This window comes from Streptomyces sp. NPDC088553 (assembly GCF_044752965.1).
In the GTDB taxonomy this organism is placed as follows: Bacteria; Actinomycetota; Actinomycetes; order Streptomycetales; family Streptomycetaceae; genus Streptomyces.
This window is the reverse complement of the sequence record NZ_JBIVMG010000015.1, coordinates 11,293-34,112: the sequence shown is the minus strand read 5'-3', so window position 1 is coordinate 34,112 and position 22,820 is coordinate 11,293. Positions and strand designations below refer to the sequence as shown.

The 22,820-nt window shown below is 71.4% G+C and carries 22 protein-coding genes; 10 read left to right on the top strand and 12 right to left on the bottom strand.

What is annotated here, in order from left to right; all coding sequences use genetic code 11:
- Positions 1-12 precede the first annotated feature (12 nt).
- The gene (locus ACIP8Z_RS35275; RefSeq protein ID WP_402090712.1) at positions 13-555 is read left to right on the top strand and encodes a GNAT family N-acetyltransferase; all 543 of its coding nucleotides are present in this window, start codon (positions 13-15) and stop codon (positions 553-555) included.
- A 6-nt stretch (positions 556-561) separates the two neighbouring features.
- Here ACIP8Z_RS35275 and ACIP8Z_RS35270 read toward each other — a convergent pair whose 3' ends face one another.
- On the bottom strand, positions 562-1,011 hold the full coding sequence (locus ACIP8Z_RS35270; protein WP_402090711.1) for a GNAT family N-acetyltransferase: 450 nt from the start codon (positions 1,009-1,011) through the stop codon (positions 562-564).
- 123 nt (positions 1,012-1,134) lie between these two features.
- Between ACIP8Z_RS35270 and ACIP8Z_RS35265 the strand changes: the two genes are divergently transcribed.
- Positions 1,135-1,986 (top strand): NAD(P)H-binding protein, encoded by an 852-nt coding sequence (locus ACIP8Z_RS35265; protein ID WP_402090709.1) that lies wholly within the window; start codon positions 1,135-1,137, stop codon positions 1,984-1,986.
- Between the two features lie 51 nt (positions 1,987-2,037).
- Positions 2,038-2,778, top strand: coding sequence for a Mut7-C RNAse domain-containing protein (locus tag ACIP8Z_RS35260; protein WP_319319519.1), 741 nt, complete (start codon positions 2,038-2,040; stop codon positions 2,776-2,778).
- A gap of 23 nt (positions 2,779-2,801) precedes the next feature.
- On the opposite strand, the gene ACIP8Z_RS35255 is transcribed toward ACIP8Z_RS35260, so the two are convergent.
- Positions 2,802-3,293 carry a MarR family winged helix-turn-helix transcriptional regulator gene (locus ACIP8Z_RS35255; protein ID WP_402090707.1) on the bottom strand — a complete coding sequence of 164 codons (492 nt, stop codon included), beginning with the start codon at positions 3,291-3,293 and terminating at the stop codon, positions 2,802-2,804.
- A gap of 70 nt (positions 3,294-3,363) precedes the next feature.
- Positions 3,364-3,924 carry a TetR family transcriptional regulator gene (locus ACIP8Z_RS35250; RefSeq protein WP_402090705.1) on the bottom strand — a complete coding sequence of 187 codons (561 nt, stop codon included), beginning with the start codon at positions 3,922-3,924 and terminating at the stop codon, positions 3,364-3,366.
- A 115-nt stretch (positions 3,925-4,039) separates the two neighbouring features.
- Here ACIP8Z_RS35250 and ACIP8Z_RS35245 point away from each other — a divergent pair, with 115 nt between their 5' ends.
- A complete protein-coding gene (locus ACIP8Z_RS35245; protein WP_402090703.1) occupies positions 4,040-5,518 on the top strand; it encodes an FAD-dependent monooxygenase in 1,479 nt (492 codons plus the stop codon).
- Here the strand turns inward: ACIP8Z_RS35245 and ACIP8Z_RS35240 are convergent.
- Positions 5,506-5,964: a hypothetical protein gene (locus tag ACIP8Z_RS35240; RefSeq protein ID WP_402090701.1), complete on the bottom strand. Its 459-nt coding sequence runs from the start codon at positions 5,962-5,964 to the stop codon at positions 5,506-5,508. The two genes, ACIP8Z_RS35245 and ACIP8Z_RS35240, sit on opposite strands and share 13 nt — an antisense overlap.
- A gap of 185 nt (positions 5,965-6,149) precedes the next feature.
- Here ACIP8Z_RS35240 and ACIP8Z_RS35235 point away from each other — a divergent pair, with 185 nt between their 5' ends.
- Positions 6,150-6,914 carry an SDR family NAD(P)-dependent oxidoreductase gene (locus ACIP8Z_RS35235; RefSeq protein ID WP_402090699.1) on the top strand — a complete coding sequence of 255 codons (765 nt, stop codon included), beginning with the start codon at positions 6,150-6,152 and terminating at the stop codon, positions 6,912-6,914.
- Positions 6,915-7,039: 125 nt separating this feature from the next.
- On the opposite strand, the gene ACIP8Z_RS35230 is transcribed toward ACIP8Z_RS35235, so the two are convergent.
- Positions 7,040-8,233 (bottom strand): RtcB family protein, encoded by a 1,194-nt coding sequence (locus ACIP8Z_RS35230; RefSeq protein WP_402090698.1) that lies wholly within the window; start codon positions 8,231-8,233, stop codon positions 7,040-7,042.
- A gap of 174 nt (positions 8,234-8,407) precedes the next feature.
- Here ACIP8Z_RS35230 and ACIP8Z_RS35225 point away from each other — a divergent pair, with 174 nt between their 5' ends.
- From ACIP8Z_RS35225 to ACIP8Z_RS35215, 3 genes are all read left to right on the top strand, one after another.
- A complete protein-coding gene (locus ACIP8Z_RS35225) occupies positions 8,408-9,373 on the top strand; it encodes a DUF3558 domain-containing protein (RefSeq protein WP_402090696.1) in 966 nt (321 codons plus the stop codon).
- An 87-nt stretch (positions 9,374-9,460) separates the two neighbouring features.
- Entirely contained in the window at positions 9,461-10,198 is a 738-nt protein-coding gene (locus ACIP8Z_RS35220; protein WP_402090695.1) for a DUF3558 domain-containing protein, read from the top strand.
- Positions 10,199-10,343: 145 nt separating this feature from the next.
- A complete protein-coding gene (locus ACIP8Z_RS35215; RefSeq protein WP_402090693.1) occupies positions 10,344-11,573 on the top strand; it encodes a DUF2637 domain-containing protein in 1,230 nt (409 codons plus the stop codon).
- Between the two features lie 79 nt (positions 11,574-11,652).
- On the opposite strand, the gene lysS is transcribed toward ACIP8Z_RS35215, so the two are convergent.
- On the bottom strand, positions 11,653-13,377 hold the full coding sequence (lysS, locus tag ACIP8Z_RS35210) for a lysine--tRNA ligase (protein WP_402090691.1): 1,725 nt from the start codon (positions 13,375-13,377) through the stop codon (positions 11,653-11,655).
- Between the two features lie 217 nt (positions 13,378-13,594).
- Here lysS and argS point away from each other — a divergent pair, with 217 nt between their 5' ends.
- The gene (gene argS / locus ACIP8Z_RS35205; protein ID WP_402090689.1) at positions 13,595-15,391 is read left to right on the top strand and encodes an arginine--tRNA ligase; all 1,797 of its coding nucleotides are present in this window, start codon (positions 13,595-13,597) and stop codon (positions 15,389-15,391) included.
- Between the two features lie 65 nt (positions 15,392-15,456).
- Here argS and ACIP8Z_RS35200 read toward each other — a convergent pair whose 3' ends face one another.
- Positions 15,457-15,726 (bottom strand): DUF1876 domain-containing protein, encoded by a 270-nt coding sequence (locus tag ACIP8Z_RS35200; protein WP_319319613.1) that lies wholly within the window; start codon positions 15,724-15,726, stop codon positions 15,457-15,459.
- A gap of 110 nt (positions 15,727-15,836) precedes the next feature.
- Here ACIP8Z_RS35200 and ACIP8Z_RS35195 point away from each other — a divergent pair, with 110 nt between their 5' ends.
- Positions 15,837-16,613 carry a DUF4253 domain-containing protein gene (locus ACIP8Z_RS35195; protein ID WP_402090687.1) on the top strand — a complete coding sequence of 259 codons (777 nt, stop codon included), beginning with the start codon at positions 15,837-15,839 and terminating at the stop codon, positions 16,611-16,613.
- 6 nt (positions 16,614-16,619) lie between these two features.
- Here ACIP8Z_RS35195 and hemB read toward each other — a convergent pair whose 3' ends face one another.
- From hemB to ACIP8Z_RS35170, 5 genes are all read right to left on the bottom strand, one after another.
- Positions 16,620-17,624 carry a porphobilinogen synthase gene (gene hemB, locus ACIP8Z_RS35190; protein WP_402090685.1) on the bottom strand — a complete coding sequence of 335 codons (1,005 nt, stop codon included), beginning with the start codon at positions 17,622-17,624 and terminating at the stop codon, positions 16,620-16,622.
- Between the two features lie 248 nt (positions 17,625-17,872).
- Positions 17,873-19,543: a uroporphyrinogen-III synthase gene (locus tag ACIP8Z_RS35185; RefSeq protein WP_055599618.1), complete on the bottom strand. Its 1,671-nt coding sequence runs from the start codon at positions 19,541-19,543 to the stop codon at positions 17,873-17,875.
- A complete protein-coding gene (gene hemC, locus ACIP8Z_RS35180; RefSeq protein ID WP_402090683.1) occupies positions 19,540-20,526 on the bottom strand; it encodes a hydroxymethylbilane synthase in 987 nt (328 codons plus the stop codon). The genes ACIP8Z_RS35185 and hemC overlap by 4 nt, the downstream gene beginning before the upstream one ends.
- Entirely contained in the window at positions 20,523-21,887 is a 1,365-nt protein-coding gene (locus ACIP8Z_RS35175; protein WP_319319549.1) for a glutamyl-tRNA reductase, read from the bottom strand. Before ACIP8Z_RS35175 ends, hemC begins: the two co-directional genes overlap by 4 nt.
- Positions 21,884-22,675: a redox-sensing transcriptional repressor Rex gene (locus ACIP8Z_RS35170; protein WP_319319551.1), complete on the bottom strand. Its 792-nt coding sequence runs from the start codon at positions 22,673-22,675 to the stop codon at positions 21,884-21,886. Before ACIP8Z_RS35170 ends, ACIP8Z_RS35175 begins: the two co-directional genes overlap by 4 nt.
- Between the last annotated feature and the right edge of the window lie 145 nt (positions 22,676-22,820).

Sequence of the window (22,820 nt, the reverse complement as noted above, 5' to 3'; positions counted from 1 at the left end):
TACCGTACGGAGATGGACACCGACACCACCTCGCCCGTACGGCTCGAACCCTGGTCCGAGGCCGACGCAGGCCTGCTGCGCGCCCTGAACGCACCGGAGTTGATGGATCACCTCGGCGGCCCGGAGACGGAGGAGCAGCTCGTCCGGCGCCACCGGCGGTACGTGGAGCTGAGCGCCGACGAACCGGGGGCGGGGCGCATGTACCGGATCGTGCTGCTGCCGGAGGAGGCCGTGGTCGGCAGCATCGGCTTCTGGGTGCGGACCGGCGACGGCGAGCCGGTGTACGAGACCGGGTGGGCCGTGCTACCGGGCTTCCAGGGCCGGGGCGTGGCGAGCGCCGCCACGCGCGCGGTGACCGAGGAGGCCCGGGCGGCGGGCCTCCATCGCTTCCTCCACGCGTTCCCGTCGACGGAGAACGCCGCGTCGAACGCGGTGTGCCGCAAGGCCGGGTTCGAGCTGCTCGGCGAGCGGGACTTCGAGTACCCGCCGGGGCGCCCGATGCGCTGCCACGACTGGCGCCTCGACCTGGAGGAGCCGGCCCGGGGAGCGCGCTAGGGGCGTTTAGGAGGCGTCGTCCGGTGCGGTGAGCGGCCGGGTGAAGTTGAAGGCCGTGATGTCGAAGCGCTCACGCAGGTAGAAGCGGTGGGCTCCGGTGCGGTGGGTGCCGGAGTCCAGGTTGAGCTCGTGGCAGCCGGCCGCGCGGGCGTGGCCGTCCAGGTGGGCGATGAGCGCGTGGCCGACACCGGTGGAGCGGGTGGCGGCGGCGGTCACGAGGTCGTCCACGTAGAGCTTGCGCAGGGAGCTGGTGCTGATGACGATCCGCCAGCCGGCCGCGCCGACGCAGCGGCCCTCCTCGGTGTAGGCGGCGCTGAAGCGCAGGCCCTGGGAGTGCCCGGTCTCGTACACCTCGCGGAAGAGCTCCGGGGTGAGGTGGGGGCGGAGTTCGGAGAGGACGGGCAGGAGGTCGTTCTCCAGCCGGGGGTCGCCGGGCTCGAGGTCGATGATCTTCATGCCAGGACGGTACCTCAGGGTTTTATCCGGGTTGACGGACGCGGCACGGGGCTGGATATTTATCTGCGTGACGCAGATGATGCGTCACGAAGGAAATAGGTCACCTCTCCGGAAGGAACTCCCATGACCGTTCTCGTCACCGGCAGCCGCGGCCGCGTCGCCTCCACCCTGCTCGGCCTTCTCGACGCCGCCGGCATCAAGGCGAAAGCCGCCTCCAAGAACCCCACGGACCTCTCACCACCGCCCGGCGTCGACACCGTGCGCTGCGATCTCAGCGACCCGGCCACCTTCGACACCGCCCTGAACGGCGTCGACTCCGTCTTCCTGTACGCCGAGGCCACCCACGCCGAGGCCTTCGCCGACCGGGCCCGCGCCGCCGGCGTCGAGCACGTCGTCCTGCTCTCCTCCAGCTCCGTCCTCGCCCCGGACGCCGCCGGGAACCCGATCGCCGCCTCCCACCTCGCCGCCGAGCGCGCCCTCTCCGCCGCCGCGGACGCCGGGGCCTTCGAGGCCACCCACCTCCAGCCGGGCGCCTTCGCCACCAACGCCCTGCAGTGGGCCCGGGCCCTCAAGGCAGGGCGGGGGCCCGCCCTCCCCCACCCGCACGCGTGCGGCGACCCGATCCATGAGCGCGATGTCGCCGAGGCGGCCTTCGCGGTCCTCACCGAGCCCCGGCTGCGCGGCTCCTCGTACCTCCTGACGGGCCCCGAGTCACTGACCTTCGTCGAGCAGCTGGCCATACTCGCCGAGGTGACCGGACGGCCCGCACCCCACACCGTCGTGACCCCCGAGGAGTGGAAGGAGTCGGTCACCGGCTTCATGCCGGAGCTCTTCGCCGACGCCCTGCTCTCCTACTGGGCCGCGCACGACGGCCGGCCGGCACCGCTGACCCGCACGGTCGAGGAACTCACCGGCCGGCCCGCCCGCACCTTCGCCGCCTGGGCCGCCGACCACGAGGAGGACTTCCGCCCCTGACGGCGCCGAATTGCCTGGCAGCCCGTCCCGCCCCGGTGCCATCCTGTCCCCGTGAACGGACCGGAGATCCACATCAGCTTCGCCCCCGACCTGGGGCTCTTCGTCTCAGCCGACCGGCGCTCGGGCCGCACCCCCGTGACCACCGACGGTGCCTCCTCACTCGGCCACGTCGTGGAGTCCCTCGGCGTACCGCTCACCGAAGCCGGCCGGCTTCTGGTCGACGGACGGCCCGTCGACGTCTCCTACGTCCCCGCGGCGGGCGAGACGGTCGAGGTGGAGGGCGTCGCCCGCCCTCAACCGGTACGCCCGGGCGCGCCGCTCCGGTTCCTGCTCGACGTGCACCTCGGCACGCTGGCCCGGCGGCTTCGGCTGCTCGGGGTGGACGCGGCGTACGAGAGCGAGGACATCGGCGACCCGGCCCTGGCCACGCTCTCCGCGCGCGAGCGGCGCGTCATGCTCTCCCGGGACCGCGGCCTGCTCCGCCGCCGCGAACTGTGGGCGGGGGCCTACATCTACAGCGACCGCCCGGACGACCAGCTCCGCGACGTCCTGGAGCGCTTCGCGCCACCGCTCGCGCCCTGGACGCGGTGCACGGCGTGCAACGGGCGGCTGAGCGACGCCGACAAGGACACGGTGCGCGAGCGCCTGGAGCAGGGCACGGAGAAGTCGTACGACGTGTTCGCCGAGTGCGTGGAGTGCGGCCGGGTCTACTGGCGCGGCGCCCACCACGCCCGCCTGGAGGCGATCGTCTCCGACGCGGTGCGCGAGTTCGGCGGCGCGACGGCCGGCTGAGCTCCGGAGCTCGGTCGCACCTACTACGGTCGGTCCAGGCCGCCGCCGCGCAGCCGCTCGATCTGCGCGGCGCTGATCTCGACGGTGCGCCGCATATGGGCGATGAGCAGGGCGAGTTCGGCGTCGCTGTAGACGTCGAACATCGTGCCCCACGTGCTGTTGAGCTTGCGCCACAGGGCGCCCAGTTCGGCGATGCGCTCGGGCACGAGGGCCACCAGGACCCGGCGCCGGTCCTCGGTGTCCCGTTCGCGTGTGACGTAGCCGGACCGCTCCAGGCGGTCGACGAGTCGGGTCGCGGAGCCGGTGGTGAGCCCGGTCAGCTCGGCGACCCGCCCGGTGGTCACCGGGGCCTCCTCCAGGCTGAGCAGGTTCAGGCACTGCACATCGGTCGGGTGGAGCCCCAGATGGTCGGCGACGGCCTGATTGAACAGGGCGTACGCCGCCATGTAGCGGCGGGCCTCCCCGTACAGCTCCGCCATCAGCGTCTCGCGCCGCCCTGAACTCTTCTGCGTCATGCAGAGATTGTACGGACCAGGCACCGGCCCGCACGGGGTGCACGATCGCACCGGCACACCCCGGCCGCCCTCAGGGCGCCTCAGCGGTCAGATAGCGCTGCACGGTCGGGCCCAGCCAGGCCACGATCTCCTCGGGCGTCATCTCGGCGACCGGCGGAAGCCGCAGCACATAGCGGGTGAGCGCCATGCCGAGGATCTGGGACGCGACGAGCGCCGCCCGCTGCGGCGCCTCCGCCGGGTCGGGGCAGACACCCCGGGTGACGGGCCCGAGCTGCTGGGCGAAGATCGCCCGCATCCGCTCCGCCCCGGCCTCGTTGGTGACCCCCACCCGCAGGAGCCCGGTGAGGACGTCGTCCCGCTCCCAGCGCTCCAGGAAGTGGGTGACCAGGACGGCCCCGATGTGCCGCGCGGGCAGACCGCCCAGCTCGGGCAGGTCCAGCTCGATCTCCGAGGCGGCGGCGAACAGGCCCTCCTTGTTGCCGTAGTAGCGCATGACCATCGACGGATCGATCCCGGCGTCGCGGGCGATGGCCCGGATGGTGGCGCGGTCGTATCCGTCGGAGGCGAAGCGCTCGCGGGCGGCCTCCAGGATCGCGGCTCTGGTGGCGTCGGAACGGCGGGCGGTCGTCATACCAACAACTGTAGGCCAACGGGCGTTGACATTCCATCAAAGCCGCCCCTACAGTTGCCAACAAGCGTTGACCAACGGCCGTTGGCAAACGGCCGCGGGCACCCCGGAGGCAGCCATGAGCACCGCGGAGACACCGAAAACCACCCAGCCCAGCCGGACCACCGACCCGACGGACACCCAGGTCCTCGTCATCGGCGCCGGCCCCACCGGCCTGCTCCTCGCCGGAGACCTCGCCACCGCCGGCGTCGACGTCACCCTCGTCGAGCGCCGCCCGCACGGCCTCGCCAACATGACCCGCGCCTTCGGCGTCCACGCCCGCACCCTGGAGCAGCTCGACGCCCGCGGCCTCGCGGACGAGCTCGTCGCCACCGGCACCACCCTCGGCACCGCACGGCTCTTCGGCCGGCTGGACCTCGACCTCACCCGGCTGCCCAGCCGCTTCAACCACCTGCTCGTCACCCCGCAGTACGAGGTCGAGCGCCTCCTGGAGCGCCGGGCGGTGGCCGCCGGAGTCACCTTCCGCTACGACACGGAGCTGCGCGGACTGCGCCAGGACGCCGACACGGTCACGGCGGAGTTCACCGACCCCGACGGAGCCCCGCTCACCCTCACCGCACGCCACCTGGTCGGCACGGACGGCGTCCGCAGCGCCGTCCGCACCGCCCTGGGCCTGCCCTTCCCCGGCGGCTCCGTGATCCGCTCCCTCGTCCTCGCCGACGTCCGCCTCACGCAGGAGCCCGCCGACGCGTTCAGCGTCAGCGGCTCCGGCGACACCTTCGCCTTCCTCGCCCCCTTCGGCGACGGCTGGTACCGGGTGATGGGCTGGAGCCGCACAAGGCAGGTCCCCGACACCGAACCCGTCGACCTGGACGAGGTCCGCGAGATCACCCGCCGCGCCCTCGGCACCGACCTCGGCATGCACGACCCCCGCTGGATCTCCCGCTTCCACAGCGACGAGCGCCAGGTCCCCTCGTACCGCGTGGGCCGGGTCTTCCTCGCCGGCGACGCCGCCCACGTCCACTCCCCCGCCGGCGGCCAGGGCATGAACACCGGCCTCCAGGACGCCGCCAACCTCTCCTGGAAGCTCACCGCCGTCCTGCGCGGCGACACACCCACCCCCGAAGCCCTCCTCGACAGCTACCAGTCCGAGCGCCACCCCGTCGGCGCCACCGTGCTCCGCACCAGCGGCGCCCTCGTACGTCTCGCGATGGCCCACACCCCCCTCACCCGAGCCGCCCGCTCCCTCACCGCCCGAATCCTGAGCGCGGTACGGCCCGCCTCCACCCGCGCCATGAGCATGATCAGCGGACTCGGCATCGCCTACGCGCCCCCGGCCGGCTCCCAGCGCCCCGCGGGCCGCCGCGCACCGGACGTACGACTGCGCGAAGGCCGTCTCTACGAACTGCTACGAGCGGGCGAGTTCGTACTGATCACCCCGGAGGGCGGACTCCCGACCCTGCCCGGAACCGCCCCGGTCTCCCCCGAGCACCTCATCCACGCCACCTGGACGGACCCGACACGAAGGACCGCGGTACTGGTCCGCCCCGACGGCTACGTCCACTGGACGAGCGACCGAACCCTTCAGAAGACGTAAGGATCGCCGGTGGCGAGCACCAGAACCCGATGCCGGTCGTTCCGCGGATTCCGGTCGGCCACCCCGTCCCGCCAGGCGGTGGTGATGTCCACGGTCAACTCGTCCGGAAGGCCCACGGTCCGCAGACCGAGCGCCAGCTCACCGGCACCCCCCGCGGCCGGCAGCTCGCCCGTCCGACAGGAGACCACCCGGTCGCTGCTCCACAGACAGGCCTCCGGCAGCTCCTGCCCACCCGCCATCGGCACGGAGAACGCGATCCGGACCGTCGCCTGCGCGAGATCGGCGGGACCGAAGTTCTCACTGACCAGCCAGACCCCGACCCGCCCGCCCCACAGGGAGGCATGACCGTGATGGGACAGATCCGCCTCGGGCCCCACCGGCCCCACCGCACCGGCACTCGCACCGGCGCCCATCACCACCGCGGCCGCGAGAGCGACCCCGAGCACAGCCTTCCGCAATCCACACATAGCCACAAAATACCCACAGACCATCAGATCTCCTGATAATCCATCAGTCAGCGTGTCTCCCCGAACGGACCGGCCCTCACACTCACCACGCCCCCGAGATCGACGCCGCCTATCCTGGCCGGGCGATCGACGTAATCGACCACCTGCGCGAGGAGCACGACGTCATGACTGCCCCCGGTACCCCCATCGCCGTCATCACCGGAGCGAGCAGCGGAATCGGCGCCGCCACGGCCAGGCAGCTCGCCGCCGCCGGCTACCGCGTGGTCCTCACCGCCCGCCGCAAGGACCGCATCGAAGAACTGGCCGCCGAGATCAACAAGGCCGGCCACCAGGCCACCGCCTACGCCCTCGACGTCACCGACCGCACCGCCGTCGACGAGTTCGCCACGGCCTTCCAGACCCTCGCCGTCCTGGTCAACAACGCCGGCGGCGCCCTCGGCGCCGACCCCGTCGCCACCGGCGACCCGGCCGACTGGCGCCAGATGTACGAGGTCAACGTCATCGGCACGCTCAACATGACCCAGGCCCTGCTCCCCGCCCTCACCGCGAGCGGCGACGGCACGGTCGTCGTCCTCTCCTCGACCGCCGGCCACTCCACCTACGAGGGCGGCGCCGGCTACGTCGTCGCGAAGAACGGAGCCCGCGTCCTCGCCGAGACCCTCCGCCTGGAGATCGTCGGGACCCCCGTCCGCGTCATCGAGATCGCCCCCGGCATGGTCAAGACGGACGAGTTCGCCACCACCCGCTTCCGCGGCGACACCGAGAAGGCCGCCAAGGTCTACGCCGGCGTGGCCGAACCCCTCACCGCCGACGACGTCGCCGACACCATCACCTGGGCCTGCACCCGCCCCCCGCACGTCAACATCGACCTCCTGGTCGTCCGCCCCCGCGCCCAGGCCTCCAACACCAAGGTCCACCGCGAGCTCTGAGCCGACCGAACGGTTCGAGCGGACCGGGCTGACGGACGGGAGAGGCCGGCGCACCGCGCCGGCCCCTCCCGCTGACTCCCCCTGCTTATCCGCTCCCGCTGCTCGCGCCCCCGTGCGGGAACGGCTCAGCCCTTCACGCAGATGACCTGCTTCAGTTTGGCGACGACCTCCACCAGGTCCCGCTGCTGGTCGATGACCTTCTCGATCGACTTGTACGCACCCGGGATCTCGTCCACGACGCCGGAGTCCTTGCGGCACTCCACACCCCGCGTCTGCTCCTCCAGGTCCTGCGTCGAGAAGCGCCGCTTCGCCGCGCTCCGGCTCATCTTCCGGCCCGCGCCGTGCGAGGCGGAGTTGAACGACGACGCGTTCCCCAGGCCCTTCACGATGTACGAACCCGTGCCCATCGAACCCGGGATGATCCCGAACTCCCCGGAGCCGGCCCGGATCGCGCCCTTCCGCGTGACCAGCAGGTCCATGCCGTCGTACCGCTCCTCCGCCACGTAGTTGTGGTGGCAGGAGATCACCTGGTCGAAGGTCACCCGGGCCTTGCGGAACTCCCGGCGGACGACCTCCTGGAAGAGGGCCATCATGATCGCGCGGTTGTACTTCGCGTACTCCTGGGCCCAGAACAGGTCGTTCCGGTAGGACGCCATCTGAGGGGTCTCCGCGACGAAGACCGCCAGGTCACGATCGACGAGCCCCTGGTTGTGCGGCAGCTTCTGCGCCTCGCCGATGTGGTGCTCGGCAAGCTCCTTGCCGATGTTCCGGGACCCGGAGTGCAGCATCAGCCAGACCGCGCCCGACTCGTCGAGACAGAACTCGATGAAGTGGTTTCCGCCCCCGAGCGTCCCCATCTGCTGCCGCGCCCGTTCCTGGCGGAACTTGACCGCGTCCGCCACCCCGTCGAACCGCGACCAGAAGTCGTGCCAGCCCGACGTCGGGAACTGGTAGAGCCGCCCCGGGTCGACCTCCGACCGGTGCAGACCCCGGCCCACCGGAATCGCCTGCTCGATCTTCGAGCGGAGCCTCGACAGGTCACCCGGCAGGTCGTTCGCCGTCAGCGAGGTCTTGACCGCCGACATGCCGCAGCCGATGTCCACACCGACCGCCGCGGGACAGACCGCACCCTGCATCGCGATCACCGAACCGACCGTCGCACCCTTGCCGTAGTGCACGTCCGGCATCACGGCGAGGCCCTTGATCCACGGCAGCGTCGCCACGTTCTGCAGCTGTTGCATGGCACCGCCCTCCACCGTGGCGGGGTCGGCCCACATGCGGATGGGTACTTTCGCCCCAGGTACCTCTACGTACGACATACTCCCTCGATTCCCCCGAAAAGTCTGATAACGCAAAAACCGGAGCCAAAGCCCGTACAGGTGACAGCGGACCGGCATCAACAGCTGCGTGTGCGATAGACATTGTGTCCATCGGCCGGGTTCGCGCGGCAAACAGTTTTCGGGAAAGACCTTGGGAGAAGGGAGCCTGGGAGCGTGCAGCGAAAGAGGTACACCCCCGGCCGCACCGGGTCCACGGCTCGTACCGCCGTCGTCCTCACACTCGGCCTCGGCCTCGGAATCGGCCTCACGGGCTGCTCGTCCGGCACCCCGGCCGACGACATCGCCGTCGACGCCAAGGCCGGCCCCGTCGCGCCCGTCGCGCCCCCGGGCCGCTACCGCACGCTCTTCGAGCCCTGCGGCGCCGTCCCGCAGGCGACGCTCAAGGACCTGCTCCCGGGCGCCGCGGCCCTCGCGGACGCCGAGCGCGACAAGGCGTACCGCGGCGTCGCGTCCGTGACGTACGACACCGATCGGCGGGTCGGCTGCACCTGGAAGGCGGACACCCCGGACATCTCGCACCGGCTGGTGCTCGACATCGAGCGGGTGGTCTCGTACGACACCGCCGTCAGCGACGACGACCGGGCGCAGGAGGTGTACGTCCGCAAGCAGCTCGCGGCGGGCATCCCATTGCCCCCGACCGCGCCCCCGACCACCGCGCCGTCGGCGACGACGACGACGCCCTCGGCCCCGGCGACGCCCGGCAGCCCCACGGCGAGCGGCCGGCCCCCGGGCGCGACGCAGGGCACGACCCCGCCGTCGGCCGCGACGGCGGGTGCGCCCAAGCCCGGTGACGCCGCCGACGCTCCGTCGGGCAAGCCTCCCGCCGGGGGCACCGTGCCCCCGTCCGGGGCCACCCCCTCGAACCCGTCCCCCACGGGCCTCGAACCTCGTGTCCTCGAAGGCCTCGGGAACGCCGCGTACCTCGACGACGCCCTGAGCACGGTGGGCGCGGACGGTCATCAGCGTGCCGTCAGCGTGGTGTTCCGCACATCGAACGTCATCGTGACCGTGTCCTACCGGGAGCAGACGACCGGTTCGGCCGAGGCCCCCGACAGCACGGAGCTGCAGGAAAAGGCCCGGAACCTGGCTCGGTTGCTCGCCGAGCGCCTGGAGGAGTAGCCGCTCGCATCCGCTCCGTGAGGGGACGGACACCACGTAACGTGTCGGCGTACCGGCCGGATCGTACGACAAGCGACTGAAGGAACCATGCAGCGAACAGCCCCGCGACTCACCCGCATTCTCGCCTGCGCCGCCGTCCCGGTGATGCTCGTCGTCGCAGGCTGCTCCTCGGACTCCGGCGACAGTGGTTCGGGGGCGACGGGTTCGAAGGACAAGGCGGCGTCGTCGGCCTCCGCGACCCCGTCGCCGTCGCAGACGACGAAGGCGGTCGAGCCGGCGAGGTTCGGGAAGCTGCCGGAGGCGTGCAAGGCGATCACCGCGAGGACGACGTCGGCGCTGGTGCCGAAGGCGAAGACCAAGAACGGTACGCCGGCGGTCTCCAGCGATCTCGGGAGCCGTAGCGGCTGCTCGTGGAACGGTCTGGACGACAAGGGCGTGAAGGGTTCGCAGTACCGCTGGCTCGACGTGTCGTTCTATCGGTACGAGTCGGACGCGGCGCTCGGCAGCGGTCAGGAGCGGGCGCAGGAGAATCTGGCGAAGGAGCTCGCCAAGATCGAGGAGACCCCGGGCGCGGCGAAGCTGCGTACGACGACGGCGACGGGTATCGGCGACGAGGCGAAGTCCGTCGCGTATCAGTTGCGCAAGACGAACGAGGATTTCGTCTACGGCTCGATCGTGGCGCGTACGGGCAATGTGCTGGTGCTGCTGTCGTACAACGGCGCGGGGTACGCGGGTGCGGTGACGCCGTCGGACAAGACGATCATGGATGGTGCGGTGGCGGCGGCCAAGGAGGCCGTGGCCGCGGTCGCCGCTGCGAACAAGTAGGCGCGGGTGAAGGCCGACAACTAGTCGCAAACCGACGCAGAGTGGCTGGTCGATGCGGAGCCCGTCCCTCCCCCGGGGGCCGGGCTTCGCGCACATGTGCCAGTCTGTGCGCGCGAGATGTCGATTGACGGGGAGGGGATCGCGGGTGGCCGCGATGCAGCTGACACGCACACACCGGATACTCATCGGCCTCGTCATCGCCGGTGCGCTGATCATCGCGGGGATCGGTTTCGCGGGTTCGTACGCGGCCGTGCGCGAGCTCGCGGTGCAGAAGGGCTTCGGCACCTTCTCGTACTTCTTCCCGATCGGCATCGACGCGGGCATCTGTGTGCTGCTGGCGCTGGATCTGCTGCTGACGTGGCTGCGGATCCCGTTCCCGCTGCTGCGGCAGACCGCGTGGGTGCTGACGGCGGCGACGATCGCGTTCAACGGCGCGGCCGCCTGGCCCGACCCGCTGGGTGTCGGGATGCACGCGGTGATCCCGATTCTGTTCGTGGTGGCTGTCGAGGCCGCGCGGCACGCGGTGGGCCGGATCGCGGACATCACCGCGGACAAGCACATGGAGGGCGTGCGGCTGACCCGTTGGCTGTTGTCGCCGGTGCCGACGTTCCGGTTGTGGCGCCGGATGAAGCTGTGGGAGCTGCGCTCGTACGAGCAGGTGATCAAGCTGGAGCAGGAGCGGCTGATCTACCAGGCGCGTCTTCAGGCCCGTTTCGGCCGGAGCTGGCGCCGTAAGGCGCCGGTGGAGGCGTTGATGCCGCTGCGTCTGGCGCGGTACGGGGTGCCGCTCGCGGAGACGGCGGCGGCGGGTCTCGCGGCGGCGGGTATCGAGCCGGCTGTGCTGCCCGCGCAGCCGCAGGGCGCGTCGGCGTTGTTGCCTCAGCCGCCGCAGCCGCTTCAGTCGACCCAGCAGCCTCAGCCGCCGGTGCAGCTTGCGCCCGCGCCGCAGCCGCTTCCCGATGCGGCGGAGGATCCCGAGGGCAGCCCTTGGTTCGCGGGCCAGGCGCGGCCGGACGGCTATCAGGGCTCGTACAACCCTCAGATCGTCGATGGTCTGGAGCCGATCCCGGTGCCGGTGCCGCTCGGCCCGGAGGACGTTCCCCCGTCGGGGCCGGAGGAGTTCGTCGAGTACCCGGAGTACGTGGAGGAGCAGCCGGAGCCGCAGGAGGTCGAGGAGTTCCGCGAGGTCGTCTACAAGCAGACCTGGGCGTACGCCGTGGAGAACGACCGCTTCCCGGAGACGCAGGAGCTCGAGCGGCTGGTGGCCGACGCCTATGGCGTCGAGCAGCTGCGTAACCCCGAGCTGCTCCATCGGATGATCCCGGGGATCCAGCAGCAGATCCAGCAGGACATGCAGGAGTACCGCACTCCCTGAGTGGCGCGGGGGTACGGGAAGGGGCCGCCGCCCGGCATCCGGGTGGCGGCCCCTTCGCGTGTTCAGTTCACTCGTGCGTTCACGCGCCGAGCAGCTTCCTCACCCGGTCCGCGCCCACGGCGAGCAGCAGGGTGGGCAGTCGCGGCCCGGTCTCGCGGCTGACGAGGAGCTTGTAGAGCAGGGCGAAGAAGGCCCGCTGGGCGAGCTTCAGCTCAGGGGTGGGCTTGGCGTCGGCGTCGAGTCCGGCCATGACCTTGGGGACGCCGTAGACGAGGGTGGTGAGTCCGTCGAGCGACCAGTGGGTGTCGAGGCCTTCCAGGAGGAGGCGGAGGGACTCGCGGCCCTCGTCGTCCAGGGTGCCGAGGAGCTCGGTGTCGGGCTCCTCGCGGACGATGGTGCGCTGGTCGGCCGGGACCTGGCTGGTGATCCAGTTCTCGGCGCGGTCGAGGCGCGGCCGGACCTCGTCGAGGGACGCGACCGGGTTGTCGGGGTCGAGTTCGGTCAGGATCCGCAGAGTCTGCTCGTCGTGGCCGGCGGTGATGTCCATGACCGAGGCGAGCGTGCGGTACGGGAGCGGGCGCGGGGTGCGGGGAAGCTCGCCGGCGGCCGTGCGGGCGGCCCGGCTGTGGGCGGCGGCGTCGGCGGGCAGCACGCTGCCGTCGGCGACCTTGGCCTCCAGCTTGTCCCACTCGTCGTAGAGCCGCTGGATCTCCTGGTCGAAGGCGATCTTGAAGGACTGGTTGGGGCGGCGGCGCGCGTACAGCCAACGCAGCAGCGGCGCTTCCATGATCTTCAGCGCGTCGGCGGCGGTCGGGACGCCACCGCGCGAGGAGGACATCTTGGCCATGCCGCTGATGCCGACGAAGGCGTACATGGGGCCGATCGGCTGGACGCCGTCGAAGATCTCGCGGACGATCTGGCCGCCGACGACGAAGGAGGAGCCGGGCGAGGAGTGGTCGACGCCGGAGGGCTCGAAGATGACGCCCTCGTAGGCCCAGCGCATCGGCCAGTCGACCTTCCAGACCAGCTTGCCGCGGTTGAACTCGCTCAGCTTCACGGTCTCGGAGAAGCCGCAGTCGGTGCAGGTGTAGGCCAGCTCGGTGGTGTCGTCGTCGTACGAGGTGACCGTGGTGAGGTCCTTCTCGCACTGTCCGCAGTACGGCTTGTACGGGAAGTAGCCCGAGGTGCCGCCGGAGCCGTCGTCCTCGCTCGCCGCGCCGGAGCCCTCCTCGGCTTCCAGCTCGGCCTCGTCGAGGGGCTTCTGCGACTGCTTCTTCGGCGCCTTCTTCGTCCGGTACTGGTCGAGGATGGCGTCGATGTCGCCGCGGTGCTTCATGGCGTGCAGGATCTGCTCGCGGTAGGTGCCCGCGGTGTACTGCTCGGTCTGGCTGATCGGGTCGTACTCGACGCCGAGCTCGGCCAGCGACTCGACCATGGCGGCCTTGAAGTGCTCGGCCCAGTTGGGGTGGGGCGAGCCGGCGGGGGCGGGGACCGAGGTCAGCGGCTTGCCGATGTGCTCGGCCCAGGACTCGTCGATGCCCTCGATGCCGTTCGGCACCTTGCGGAAGCGGTCGTAGTCGTCCCAGGAGATCAGGTGCCTGACCTCGTGTCCGCGGCGGCGGATCTCGTCGGCGACCAGGTGCGGGGTCATGACCTCGCGGAGGTTGCCCAGGTGGATCGGGCCGGACGGGGAGAGGCCGGAGGCGACGACGACCGGTTTGCCAGGCGCACGTCGCTCCGACTCGGCGATGACCTCGTCCGCGAAACGGGAGACCCAGTCGGTCTCTGTGCTGCTCTGAGCCACGGTCGGTACGTCCTTCTTCCTGGGTGGGTTCTGCCTGAGGGCCCTACGTGAGCCATTCTCCCAGACGGAAGCGGGCTCCCCGAGGTTGTCCACAGGCAGAGATCGCCCGCGTCCCCCGGTTGTCCACAGGCGGGGAAATCACGTTGCGCTCCCATGGGACACTTGACAAGCGATTTAGACGCACAGAACTCCCCGAACTCAACAGGAACGGAAGCTCATGGCCTCGGTCCCTTCCCTCGCTTCGACCGTGCAGCAGCGCCTCACGGACGGCCTCTCGGCAGCTCTGCCGGACGCCGCGTCCGCCGACCCGCTGCTCCGACGAAGCGACCGGGCCGACTTCCAGGCCAACGGCATCCTGGCGCTCGCCAAGCGGCTCAAGGGCAACCCGCGTGAGCTGGCCACCCAGGTCGTCGCGGCGATCCCGGAGAACGACGTCCTGAAGGAGATCGAGGTCTCGGGCCCCGGCTTCCTGAACATCACGGTCACGGACGCGGCGATCGTGCGGACCCTCGCGGCCCGTGCCGCCGACGCCCGGCTCGGGGTGCCGTTCAACGAGTCGGCCGGCACGACGGTCATCGACTACGCCCAGCCGAACGTGGCGAAGGAGATGCACGTCGGGCACCTGCGTTCCGCCGTGATCGGTGCCGCGATGGTCGAGATCCTGGAGTTCACCGGTGAGAGCGTGGTCCGCCGCCACCACATCGGCGACTGGGGCACCCAGTTCGGCATGCTCATCCAGTATCTGATCGAGCACCCGCACGAGCTGGACCACAAGGCCGAGGACGGCGCCGAGGTCTCCGGTGAGGAGGCCATGTCGAACCTGAACCGGCTCTACAAGGCCTCGCGCGCGCTCTTCGACTCGGACGAGGACTTCAAGACGCGGGCCCGCGCGCGTGTCGTCGACCTGCAGGCCGGTGACGAGCAGACCCTGGCTCTGTGGCAGCGGTTCGTCGACGAGTCGAAGATCTACTTCTACTCGGTCTTCGACAAGCTCGACATGGACATCCGGGACGGCGACGTGGTCGGCGAGTCCGGCTACAACGACATGCTGGTGGAGACCTGCCGGATCCTTGAGGAGTCGGGCGTCGCCGTCCGCTCCGAGGGCGCGCTGTGCGTGTTCTTCGACGATGTGAAGGGCCCGGACGGCAACCCGACCCCGCTGATCGTCCAGAAGTCCGACGGCGGCTTCGGCTACGCGGCGACGGACCTGTCCGCGATCCGCGACCGCGTCCAGAACCTGAAGGCGACGACCCTGCTGTACGTGGTCGACGCCCGCCAGGCGCTGCACTTCAAGATGGTCTTCGAGACGGCCCGCCGGGCCGGCTGGCTGAACGAGGACGTGAAGGCCGTCCAGCTGGCCTTCGGCACGGTCCTCGGCAAGGACGGCAAGCCGTTCAAGACCCGTGAGGGCGAGACGGTCAGGCTCGTGGACCTGCTGGACGAGGCGGTGGACCGGGCGACGTCGGTCGTGCGCGAGAAGGCGGACGACTTCCGTGAGAAGACCGGGCAGACGCTCCTGACCGAGGCGGAGATCGTCGAGAACGGCCAGTACGTGGGCATCGGCGCCGTGAAGTACGCGGACCTGTCGACGTCCGCCGCGCGCGACTACAAGTTCGACCTGGACCAGATGGTCTCGCTGAACGGCGACACCTCGGTGTACGTGCAGTACGCGTACGCGCGGGTCAGGTCGATCTTCGGGAAGGCCGGCGACCGCACCCCGCTCGCCCACCCGGAGCTGGAGCTGGCCCCGGCCGAGCGTGCGCTCGGCCTGCACCTGGACCAGTTCGGCGAGGTGATCGCCGAGACGGCCGCGGAGTACGCCCCGCACAAGCTGGCCGCGTACCTGTACCAGCTGGCGTCGCTGTTCACGACGTTCTACGACCAGTGCCCGGTCATCAAGCCCGCGCCGGCGCAGGACGTCGCGGAGAACCGTCTCTTCCTGTCCGACCTGACGGCCCGCACGCTGCACCAGGGCATGGCCCTGCTGGGCATCCGGACGCCCGAGCGCCTCTGACGGTCCCGCAGCGTCATCCGAAGGCGAAGCCCCTGGTACGGATCACCGTGCCGGGGGCTTCGTCGTCAACGGATGGTGTGCGAGGTCCGGCCCGAGACCTCGTCGATCTCCGTGTGGGCCTTCTGCAGCAGCTGCGAGGCGAGGTCCATCAGCGCGCGTGCGCCGGCGATCTCCTCGCCCACCCTGAGCTGCTCCGGGTCGGAGGGGTGACGGTTGGCCGTGCCGTGGGCGCGGAACTCGGTGCCGTCGGTGAGCCGCACCATGGCCGCGGCCCGTGTCCGGTCACCCTCCTCCTGGAACTCCATCTCCACATGCCATCCGACAAGCGTGTTCATCATGAGGACCACCTCCAGCGAGGTACCTGTCGGCTACCTCTCCAGGGTGCGCCGACGTGTGCCGCGCCACCACTCGCCCCGTTGTCAGTGGCGCCCCGTACGTTCTCCGCATGGCGATGATCCCCAACCAGCTGCCCCGGCTCGCAGCCGATCCGACCGGCCGTTCCCTCGGCCTCGACCTGCCGCCCGGCGCCGTCACCGGCCCGGCGGACTCCCCGTACATCTGGTCGGGGCACGGCGCGGCGGGCCCTTCCGCGTGGGGCGCGCTGCGCCCGGCGGCCCGTACGGCGGGTCTGCTGCCGGTGCTGCTGGGCGGTGACTGGGGCCTGGACCGGTGGGAGCTGATGCCGGAGGAGATGAGCGACCCGGCCGACCACGAGGCCGAGGAGGTCCTCTCCGAGTTCTGGGACGCGAACGCGCCGGAGGAGATAGCCGGAGGCGCCGGTTGGCCGGGCCTCGCCCCGGCGCAGCCGTGCGACACGGACCCCGACGAGGCGGCGGCCGTCGTCGCCGAGATGCTGACGGAGCCGGGCTTCTGGCTGGAGGACGCCCGCCCGGCCCTGGTTCCGGCACGGCGCAGCGCGGACATACCGGCGGTGATCGGCTGGACCGGGCCGCTGAACCACGAGAACGACGTGGCCCGGTTGTGTGCGGTGCTTCGGTCCTGGGAGGACCGGTTCGGGGCGCGTGTCGTCGCGCTCACCTTCGACCAGCTGGTGGTCTCGGTCGCGGCGCCGCCCCAGACGCCGGAGGAGGCCGAGGCGCTGGCGGCGGAGCATTTCGCGTTCTGCCCGGACAACGTCGACCAGGGCCCCCACGGCGGCCTGCGCCAGTACGCCCGGACGGGGCTGCTGGACAGCCCCGTCTGGACCTTCTGGTGGGACTGAGCCCGGCTAGCGGCGCACGTCGGACAGCTTCTGGGCGACCTCGGTGGCCCAGTAGGTGAGGATCAGCTGCGCGCCGGCCCGCCGGATGCCGGTCAGGGTCTCGAAGATCGCCCGGTCGCGGTCGATCCAGCCCTTCTCGGCGGCGGCCTCGACCATCGAGTACTCGCCACTGATCTGGTACGCGGCGACGGGCACCTCCACGGACTCGGCGACCTTGGCGACCACGTCGAGGTACGGCCCGGCCGGCTTGACCATCACCATGTCGGCGCCCTCCTCCAGGTCGAGGGCGAGCTCGCGCAGGGACTCCCGCAGGTTGGCGGGGTCCTGCTGGTAGGTCTTGCGGTCCCCCCGGAGGGAGGAGCCGACGGCCTCGCGGAAGGGGCCGTAGAAGGCGGAGGAGTACTTCGCGGTGTACGCGAGGATCGCCACGTCCTCCTTGCCGATGGTGTCCAGGGCGTCCCGGACGACGCCGACCTGGCCGTCCATCATCCCGGAGGGGCCGACGACGTGGACGCCGGCGTCCGCCTGCACCTGGGCCATCTCGGCGTAACGTTCCAGCGTGGCGTCGTTGTCGACGCGGCCGTCTGCGTCGAGGACACCGCAGTGGCCGTGGTCGGTGTACTCGTCGAGACAGAGGTCGGACATGATCACGAGCTCGTCGCCGACCTCGGCGCGGACGTCCCGGATGGCGACCTGAAGGATCCCGTCGGGGTCGGTCCCGGCCGTCCCCGCCGCGTCCTTCTTCTCGTCCTCGGGCACGCCGAAGAGCATGATGCCGGAGACCCCGGCCTCGACGGCCTCGGCCGCGGCCTTCCGCAGGGTGTCGCGGGTGTGCTGGACGACACCGGGCATGGCCTGGATCGGCACGGGCTCGGTGATCCCCTCGCGCACGAACGCGGGAAGGATCAGATCGGCGGGATGCAGCCGCGTCTCGGCCACCATCCGCCGCATGGCGGGCGTCGTCCGCAGCCGCCGCGGCCGCGCCCCGGGAAAGGATCCGTACGAGTTCATAGCCCCGAGGCTACGCCCGCCCAAAGAGTGCTTTTACCGACACGATGTTGCCGCCCCAGGGCACCCTCCGTGCGGCCAACCGTCCCGCAGGACGGCACCCCACCCACACGAGCCCCCGCTACCGCCCTCGCCCCGTGCGGGGCCCTCGCCCCGCCCCGTGGGGGCGCGGACCCGCCCCCAGCAAACGGCACCGCCCCAGACAAAACAGAGGTGCGGGCCCCCGCAGGGACCCGCACCCCAAGAACCCGCTACGTCGTACGACGCCTCCGCGCCCCCGGCCGCCGCTCACTGGGCCGAGTGACAGGATCCCCCGCCTCCAGCGCAGCCTCCCGCCGCCGCAGCCCGAAGTCCGCCAGCGCCTCCGCCAGCTTGTGCACCGACGGCTCGGGCGACAGCACGTCCACCCGCAGCCCGTGCTCCTCGGCGGTCTTCGCCGTGGCGGGACCGATGCACGCGATGACGGTCACGTTGTGCGGCTTCCCGGCGATACCGACCAGGTTCCGCACCGTCGACGACGACGTGAACAGCACGGCGTCGAACCCGCCGCCCTTGATCGCCTCACGCGTGTCCGCCGGCGGCGGCGAGGCCCGTACGGTCCGGTACGCGGTGACGTCGTCGACCTCCCACCCGAGCTCGATCAGCCCCGCGACCAGCGTCTCCGTCGCGATGTCGGCCCGCGGCAGGAAGACGCGGTCGATCGGGTCGAAGACCGGGTCGTACGGCGGCCAGTCCTCCAGCAGACCCGCCGCGGACTGCTCCCCGCTCGGCACCAGGTCCGGCTTCACACCGAAGTCGACCAGCGCCGCGGCGGTCTGCTCGCCCACCGCCGCGACCTTGATCCCGGCGAAGGCACGCGCGTCGAGCCCGTACTCCTCGAACTTCTCGCGTACGGCCTTCACCGCGTTGACCGAGGTGAAGGCGATCCACTCGTAGCGCCCGGTCACGAGCCCCTTGACCGCACGCTCCATCTGCTGGGGCGTGCGCGGCGGCTCGACGGCGATGGTCGGCACCTCGTGCGGCACCGCGCCGTACGAACGCAGCTGGTCGGAGAGCGACGCGGCCTGCTCCTTGGTACGCGGCACGAGCACCCGCCAGCCGAACAGCGGCTTCGACTCGAACCACGACAGCTGGTCCCGCTGCGCCGGGGCGCTGCGCTCGCCGACCACGGCTATGACCGGCCGGTGGCCCTCGGGCGAGGGGAGGACCTTGCCCTGCTTGAAGACCTGGGCGATGGTGCCGAGCGTGGCGTTCCAGGTCCGCTGCCGGGTGGTCGTACCGGCGATGGTGACGGTGAGCGGGGTGTCCGGCTTACGGCCCGCCGCCACCAGTTCACCGGCGGCCGCGGCCACCGAGTCGAGCGAGGTGGACACGACGACGGTGCCGTCGGAGGCGCCGACCTCGGTCCAGCACCGCTCGTCGGCGGTGCGGGCGTCGACGAAGCGCACGTCGGTGCCCTGGGCGTCGCGGAGCGGGACACCGGCGTACGCGGGTACGCCGACGGCCGTGGCGACGCCGGGGACGACCTCGAAGGGGATGCCCTCGGCGGCGCAGGCGAGCATCTCGGCTCCCGCGTTGCCGTCGAGGCCGGGGTCGCCGGTCACCGCACGGACGACCCGCCTGCCGCCCCTGGCGGCCTCCATGACAAGATTGGCCGCGTCCCTCAACACGGGGACACCGGCGGTTGTTGACGCCTCGTCAACCACCGTCAGCTCCGGCGTGCTCACCCCCGCGCGCGCGTGGCCGCGAACGACCTCGAGCACCTCCGGCTCGGCGATCAGGACATCCGCTCCGGCGAGGGCCTCCACGGCCCTGAGGGTCAGGAGACCGGGGTCACCGGGGCCTGCGCCGAGGAATGTGACGTGTCCATGGCCCGCGAAGGCCGGGGACAGCGGGCTGGTGGTCGGGCTGGTGGGGTTCAAAGTGCTCGCTCCCCCATAAGACCGGCCGCACCCTTGGCGAGCATCTCGTCCGCGAGTTCGCGTCCGAGCGCCATGGCCTCGTCGTGCGAGGTGGGTACGGGTCCGGTGGTGGACAGCTGAACCAGCGTCGAGCCGTCGGTGGTGCCGACGACGCCGCGCAGGCGCATCTCGGTGACAACCTGCCCGTGACCGGGGTCGTCGGCCAGCAGGTCGGCCAGCGCACCCACGGGTGCGGAGCAGCCGGCCTCCAGGGCGGCGAGCAGGGATCGCTCAGCGGTCACGGCGGCCCGGGTGAGCGGGTCGTCGAGCTCGGCGAGCGCGGTGACGAGTTCGGCGTTCGACGCCAGGCACTCGATCGCCAGGGCCCCCTGGCCGGGGGCGGGCAGGACGGAGTCGACCGACAGGTGGTCGAGCGACAGGGAGCCGGTGAGCTCCGCCGTCCCGCCGATGCGGTTGAGGCCTGCCGCGGCGAGAACCACCGCGTCCAGTTCCCCGCTGCGCACGTAGCCGACCCGGGTGTCGATGTTGCCCCGGATCGGGACGCAGGTGATCTCCAGGCCGTGGTTGTGCGCGTACGCGTGGAGCTGGGCCATGCGCCGCGGCGATCCGGTGCCGACCCGGCTGCCCGCGGGCAGCCGGTCCAGCGTCAGTCCGTCGCGGGCGATCAGCACGTCGCGCGGGTCCTCGCGCTCCGGGATCGCGGCCAGCACCAGGTCAGGGTGCTGCGCGGTCGGCAGGTCCTTCAGGGAGTGGACGGCGAAGTCCACCTCGTCCGCGAGCAGCGCGTCACGCAGGGCGGCGACGAAGACGCCGGTGCCGCCGATCTGCGCGAGGTGCTCCCGGGAGGTGTCCCCGTACGTCGTGATCTCCACGAGCTCGACGGGCCGGCCGGTCAGCTGCCGGACGGCATCGGCCACGTGCCCGGACTGGGCCATGGCGAGCTTGCTGCGCCTGGTCCCGAGCCTCAGTGCCCTCTCGGTCATACTCGCCCTCGGTTCTTGACGTCGGCGTCATTCAGGTCGGCCCGGCTGACAGAAGCCACCGTCTCCGGGTCGAGGTCGAAGAGTGTCCGCAGCGCGTCCGCGTACCCGGCACCGCCGGGCTCGCTCGCCAGCTGCTTGACCCGCACGGTCGGCGCGTGCAGGAGCTTGTCGACCACGCGGCGCACGGTCTGGGTGATCTCGGCGCGCTGCTTGTCGTCGAGGCCGGGCAGCCGGCCCTCGAGCCGGGCGATCTCGCCGGCCACCACGTCGGCAGCCATGGTGCGCAGGGCGACGACGGTGGGGGTGATGTGGGCGGCGCGCTGGGCGGCGCCGAAGGCCGCGACCTCGTCGGAGACGATGCCGCGCACCTGGTCGACGTCGGCGGCCATCGGCGCGTCGGCGGAGGCCTCGGCGAGCGACTCGATGTCGACGAGCCGGACACCGGGGATGCGGTGGGCGGCGGCGTCGATGTCGCGGGGCATGGCGAGGTCGAGCAGGGCGAGCGGGGTGCGGCGGCCCTGGACGGCGGTCTCGATGTCGTCCCCGGTGAGGACGAGTCCGGTGGCGCCGGTGCAGGAGACGACGACGTCGGCACGTGTCAGTTCGTCGCCGACGGCAACCATCTCGACCGCGTGCGCGGCCACCCCGGTGCCCCCGGGCTCGTTCAGGATCTGCGCGAGCCGCTCGGCGCGGGCCAGGGTGCGGTTGGCGATGACGATCTCGGAGACGCCGGAACGCGCGAGCGTGGCGGCGGCGAGCGAGGACATCGAGCCGGCGCCGATGACGAGCGCCTTCTTGCCCTTGGCCCAGGTGTCGACGTCGGTGCCGTCCGTGCCGTCGACGAGTCGCTCCAGGCCGAAGGTGACGAGCGACTGCCCGGCCCGGTCGATCCCGGTCTCGCTGTGGGCCCGCTTGCCGACCCTCAGGGCCTGCTGGAACAGGTCGTTGAGGAGGCGGCCGGCGGTGTGCAGCTCCTGGCCGAGGGCGAGGGCGTCCTTGATCTGGCCGAGGATCTGGCCCTCGCCGACGACCATCGAGTCGAGGCCGCAGGCCACCGAGAAGAGGTGGTGGACGGCCCGGTCCTCGTAGTGCACGTAGAGATAGGGGGTGAGCTCGTCCAGGCCGACGCCGCTGTGCTGCGCGAGCAGCGTGGACAGCTCGGCGACACCGGCGTGGAACTTGTCCACGTCGGCGTAGAGCTCGATGCGGTTGCAGGTGGCCAGGACGGTGCCTTCGGCGGCCGGTTCGGCGGCGAGGGTGTCCTGGAGGAGCTTGGCCTGGGTGTCCGCCGCGAGTGCCGCCCGCTCCAGGATGGAGACGGGGGCGCTGCGGTGGCTGAGACCGACGACGAGGAGGCTCATGCCGGCATCACGGCGGGGACGTCCCCGTCGGGTCCCTTGCGGCTGCCGCCCGTGGCGCCACGGGGGGCCGGCGGCGCGACGGCCGCGGCGGTCTCCGCCTCGGCGTCGGCCTCGGCGTTCGACTCCTCGCCGGCCTTGCGCTGCTCATGGAAGGCGAGGATCTGCAGCTCGATGGAGAGGTCGACCTTGCGTACGTCCACGCCGTCGGGCACGGAGAGCACGGTCGGGGCGAAGTTCAGGATGGAGGTGACTCCGGCGGCCACGAGCCGGTCGCAGACCTGCTGGGCGACGCCGGCCGGGGTCGCGATGACGCCGATGGAGACGCCGTCCTCCTCGATGATCTTCTCGAGGTCGTCGCTGTGCTGGACGGGGATCCCGGCGACCGGCTTGCCGGTCATGGCGGGGTCGGCGTCGATCAGCGCGGCGACGCGGAAGCCGCGGGAGGCGAAACCGCCGTACCCGGCGAGCGCGGCACCGAGGTTACCGATACCGACGATGACGACCGGCCAGTCCTGGGTGAGCCCCAGCTCACGGGAGATCTGGTAGACGAGGTACTCGACGTCGTAGCCGACCCCGCGGGTGCCGTAGGAACCCAGGTAGCTGAAGTCCTTGCGCAGCTTCGCGGAGTTGACCCCCGCCGCGGCGGCGAGCTCTTCGGAGGAGACCGTGGGTACGGAGCGCTCCGAGAGCGCGGTGAGTGCGCGCAGATACAGCGGAAGCCGGGCGACGGTGGCCTCGGGAATTCCTCGGCTACGGGTCGCCGGTCGGTGAGTTCGGCCAGTTGCCACGGTGCTCCTGCGGGATGAGCGGGGCTGCAGGCGGCCATATGTCCCAAGACCGCCCCGTCGAATGCAGGCTATGTCTTTGTGAACGCGTGCACAAAGATGGTGTCCGTTTTGTCCGCCCAAAGTGACCGGGGTCACGCGGCCGGTT

What these genes read in the sequence shown, in the direction of transcription:
- ACIP8Z_RS35275 (WP_402090712.1), top strand. Translation starts at nt 13, where the DNA reads ATGGACACCGACACCACCTCGCCCGTACGGCTCGAACCCTGGTCCGAG.
- ACIP8Z_RS35270 (WP_402090711.1), bottom strand. Translation starts at nt 1,011, where the DNA reads ATGAAGATCATCGACCTCGAGCCCGGCGACCCCCGGCTGGAGAACGAC.
- ACIP8Z_RS35265 (WP_402090709.1), top strand. Translation starts at nt 1,135, where the DNA reads ATGACCGTTCTCGTCACCGGCAGCCGCGGCCGCGTCGCCTCCACCCTG.
- ACIP8Z_RS35255 (WP_402090707.1), bottom strand. Translation starts at nt 3,293, where the DNA reads ATGACGCAGAAGAGTTCAGGGCGGCGCGAGACGCTGATGGCGGAGCTG.
- ACIP8Z_RS35250 (WP_402090705.1), bottom strand. Translation starts at nt 3,924, where the DNA reads ATGACGACCGCCCGCCGTTCCGACGCCACCAGAGCCGCGATCCTGGAG.
- ACIP8Z_RS35245 (WP_402090703.1), top strand. Translation starts at nt 4,040, where the DNA reads ATGAGCACCGCGGAGACACCGAAAACCACCCAGCCCAGCCGGACCACC.
- ACIP8Z_RS35235 (WP_402090699.1), top strand. Translation starts at nt 6,150, where the DNA reads ATGACTGCCCCCGGTACCCCCATCGCCGTCATCACCGGAGCGAGCAGC.
- ACIP8Z_RS35230 (WP_402090698.1), bottom strand. Translation starts at nt 8,233, where the DNA reads ATGTCGTACGTAGAGGTACCTGGGGCGAAAGTACCCATCCGCATGTGG.
- ACIP8Z_RS35220 (WP_402090695.1), top strand. Translation starts at nt 9,461, where the DNA reads ATGCAGCGAACAGCCCCGCGACTCACCCGCATTCTCGCCTGCGCCGCC.
- argS (WP_402090689.1), top strand. Translation starts at nt 13,595, where the DNA reads ATGGCCTCGGTCCCTTCCCTCGCTTCGACCGTGCAGCAGCGCCTCACG.
- ACIP8Z_RS35200 (WP_319319613.1), bottom strand. Translation starts at nt 15,726, where the DNA reads ATGAACACGCTTGTCGGATGGCATGTGGAGATGGAGTTCCAGGAGGAG.
- ACIP8Z_RS35195 (WP_402090687.1), top strand. Translation starts at nt 15,837, where the DNA reads ATGGCGATGATCCCCAACCAGCTGCCCCGGCTCGCAGCCGATCCGACC.
- hemB (WP_402090685.1), bottom strand. Translation starts at nt 17,624, where the DNA reads ATGAACTCGTACGGATCCTTTCCCGGGGCGCGGCCGCGGCGGCTGCGG.
- hemC (WP_402090683.1), bottom strand. Translation starts at nt 20,526, where the DNA reads ATGACCGAGAGGGCACTGAGGCTCGGGACCAGGCGCAGCAAGCTCGCC.
- ACIP8Z_RS35175 (WP_319319549.1), bottom strand. Translation starts at nt 21,887, where the DNA reads ATGAGCCTCCTCGTCGTCGGTCTCAGCCACCGCAGCGCCCCCGTCTCC.